This is a genomic window from Pseudorhodoplanes sp., from assembly GCF_035565855.1.
Lineage (GTDB): Bacteria > Pseudomonadota > Alphaproteobacteria > Rhizobiales > Xanthobacteraceae > Pseudorhodoplanes.
On sequence record NZ_DATMRX010000312.1, the window covers coordinates 1 to 2998 of the forward strand.

Annotated in this window: 3 protein-coding genes; 2 read left to right on the plus strand and 1 reads right to left on the minus strand. The window is 62.8% G+C overall.

The window, feature by feature from the left end; all coding sequences use genetic code 11:
* The first annotated feature begins 90 nt into the window (after positions 1-90).
* The gene (locus tag VN004_RS17855; protein WP_325612899.1) at positions 91-543 is read left to right on the plus strand and encodes a hypothetical protein; all 453 of its coding nucleotides are present in this window, start codon (positions 91-93) and stop codon (positions 541-543) included.
* A gap of 41 nt (positions 544-584) precedes the next feature.
* On the opposite strand, the gene guaA is transcribed toward VN004_RS17855, so the two are convergent.
* Positions 585-2147: a glutamine-hydrolyzing GMP synthase gene (gene guaA / locus VN004_RS17860; protein ID WP_325612902.1), complete on the minus strand. Its 1563-nt coding sequence runs from the start codon at positions 2145-2147 to the stop codon at positions 585-587.
* 272 nt (positions 2148-2419) lie between these two features.
* Between guaA and VN004_RS17865 the strand changes: the two genes are divergently transcribed.
* The coding region (locus VN004_RS17865; protein WP_325612905.1) for an aldehyde dehydrogenase family protein at positions 2420-2998 on the plus strand (579 nt) is incomplete at its 3' end.

Sequence of the window (2998 nt, forward strand, 5' to 3'; positions counted from 1 at the left end):
TTCAGGTTAACGAAAGCTTGCTAGGAGCAAGCTGATTAAACGGTCTGGCGCATCTGCAATGCTTACACATTGTTGCTATCCAGGACCGCGATGGCGACGCAACCGCAACCCTATCCCGGTGAAAATGCCAGTGCCGAGCAACTCTTCCTTTTGGCGGAAGAGTATCGCAAGGCAGCGGACGTCCTTGTCAATATTGGTCGTCGTGGCAAACCGCTGTCTCGTGCGCCCTTCCGGCTCACCGCGATCCATGCGATCGAACTCTATCTCAGCGCATATCTTCTGATCGAGGGCGAAAAGCCGTGCGGCATCCGGGCGCTTCAACATGATCTGGAAGCCCGCACGAAGCACCCGCGCGCATCCAGTCTTTCCCTCAGCAACCGCACCACTACGCATCTAATCACGATGCACCGGGGGCGGGAATATCTGATCAGCCGCTACGGCATCGATCAGATGCATACGGTTTCGCCAATCACTCGCTTGCAGGCGACACTAAGGGAGGTTCGCGAGAAGGTCGGCAAGCGGCTTGGGATCGCCTGCAGCTAAGACTTACGGGCGCCGCCAGAGATCATCTCGGGCGTTAAAATTCACTCCCACTCGATCGTCCCGGGCGGCTTGCTGGTCACGTCATAGACCACGCGGTTGACACCCTTCACCTCGTTGATGATGCGGGTCGCGACGTGGCCGAGGAACTTCATGTCGAAAGGATAGAAGTCCGCGGTCATACCGTCGGTCGAGGTCACCGCGCGCAAGCCCACCACATAATCATAAGTGCGGCCGTCGCCCATCACGCCCACGGTCTTCACCGGCAGGATCACCGCAAAGGCCTGCCAGATATCGTCGTAGAGAGCGTGGCGGCGGATTTCCTCGATGTAGATCTCGTCAGCAAGCCGCAGGATGTCGAGCTTGTCCTTGGTCACAGGTCCAGGACAGCGGATCGCAAGTCCCGGCCCCGGGAACGGATGGCGGCCGACAAACACCTCCGGCAAACCCAGCTCGCGGCCGAGCGCACGCACCTCGTCCTTGAACAGTTCGCGCAGCGGCTCGACGAGCTTCATGTTCATGCGCTCGGGCAGACCGCCGACATTGTGGTGCGACTTGATGGTGACCGAGGGCCCGCCGGTGAACGACACGCTCTCGATCACGTCCGGATAGAGCGTGCCCTGCGCGAGGAAATCGGCGCCGCCGAGTTTCCTGGCTTCTTCGTCGAACACATCGATGAACAGCTTGCCGATGATCTTGCGCTTCTTCTCCGGATCGTCGACGCCGGCAAGCTCCTTCAGGAACATGTCCTCTGCTTCGACATGGATCAGCGGAATGTTGTAATGGCCGCGGAACAGCGCCACGACCTTCTCGGCCTCACCGAGACGAAGGAGGCCGTGGTCCACGAACACGCAGGTGAGCTGGTCGCCGATCGCTTCGTGAATCAGCACCGCCGCGACCGCCGAATCGACGCCGCCCGACAGGCCGCAGATCACCCTGCCCTTGCCGACCTGCTTTCTGATCTTCTCGATCGCCTCGTCCTTGAAGGCGCGCATGGTCCAGTCGCCGCTGAAACCGGCAATCTTGCGCACGAAGTTGCGGAGCAGCGCAGCGCCGTGCGGGGTGTGAATGACCTCGAGATGGAATTGCGCGCCGTAGAATTTCCGCGCGTCATCGGCGATCACCGCGATCGGCGCATTGGGCGAGGTCGCGATGGTGCGGAAACCTTTCGGCGGCACGGTGACGCGATCACCGTGGCTCATCCACACTGGATAGCTCTGGCCCTTTTCCCACACGCCGTCGAACAACGGCGACTCGTCCGTCACCGTCACTTCCGCGCGGCCGAATTCGCGATGGTGGCCGCCCTCGACCTTGCCGCCGAGCTGTTGCGCCATCGCCTGCTCGCCGTAGCAGATGCCGAGCACCGGAATGCCGGCCTCATAGATCGCGGTCGGGGCGAGCGGTGCGCCGTTCTCGTGGACGGAAGCGGGCCCGCCGGAGAGGATCACGGCCTTCGGCTTCATCGCGCGGAAGGCTTCGTCCGCCTTGTTGAACGGGACGATCTCGGAATAGACGCCCTCCTCGCGGACCCGCCTTGCGATCAGCTGGGTGACCTGCGAGCCGAAATCGACGATGAGGAGCTTGTCGTGCTGGGGTGCGTGCGCCATGGCGGGTTCTAGAGCATGATTCCGAAAAGTGGAACCCGGTTTTCGGATGACATCATGCGTCCGTACGAGGGAGATTCGCGGGCTTTGTTCCGGCTCTGCCGACGGACAGGCGTAGCGCCAAAGCCCGCCCGAAATGAGCCGGTTCCAAACGATATCCACGTAAAATATGGGACCTCGGCGGGCGCGGCGCCACCGGCCCGAACCGGATGACATTCCCGACCCGGTATGCTGCATGTCCCATCCGCTGATGCGACCGCTACGGGACCGAACCGATGACGACCTCCAGACCTGCCAGCCTTGCCGACGACGCTGCAGCCCTTCTGGCCAAGCTGGGGCTACCTTTCGACCGCCACCGTGGGGGCCTGCCGACCCGCTCGCCGATCACCGGCGAAGTGATCGCCGAAATTGCCGAGACCACCCCCGATACCGCCCGCGACGCCATCGAGCGTGCCCACGGCGCCTTCCTGACCTGGCGCAACGTCCCTGCCCCGAAGCGTGGCGAACTGGTCCGTCTGCTGGGCGAGGAATTGCGGGCCAACAAGCAGGCGCTCGGCCGGCTGGTCTCGATTGAGGCCGGCAAGATCGTGTCCGAGGGGCTCGGCGAAGTGCAGGAGATGATCGACATCTGCGACTTCGCAGTCGGCCTCTCGCGCCAGCTCTACGGCCTGACCATCGCGACCGAACGGCCCGAGCACCGGATGATGGAGACGTGGCACCCGCTCGGCGTCACCGGCATCATTTCGGCGTTCAATTTCCCGGTCGCGGTCTGGTCATGGAATGCGGCGCTCGCGCTCGTGTGCGGCAACAGCATTGTCTGGAAGCCGTCCGAGAAGACACCGCTGACGGCGCTC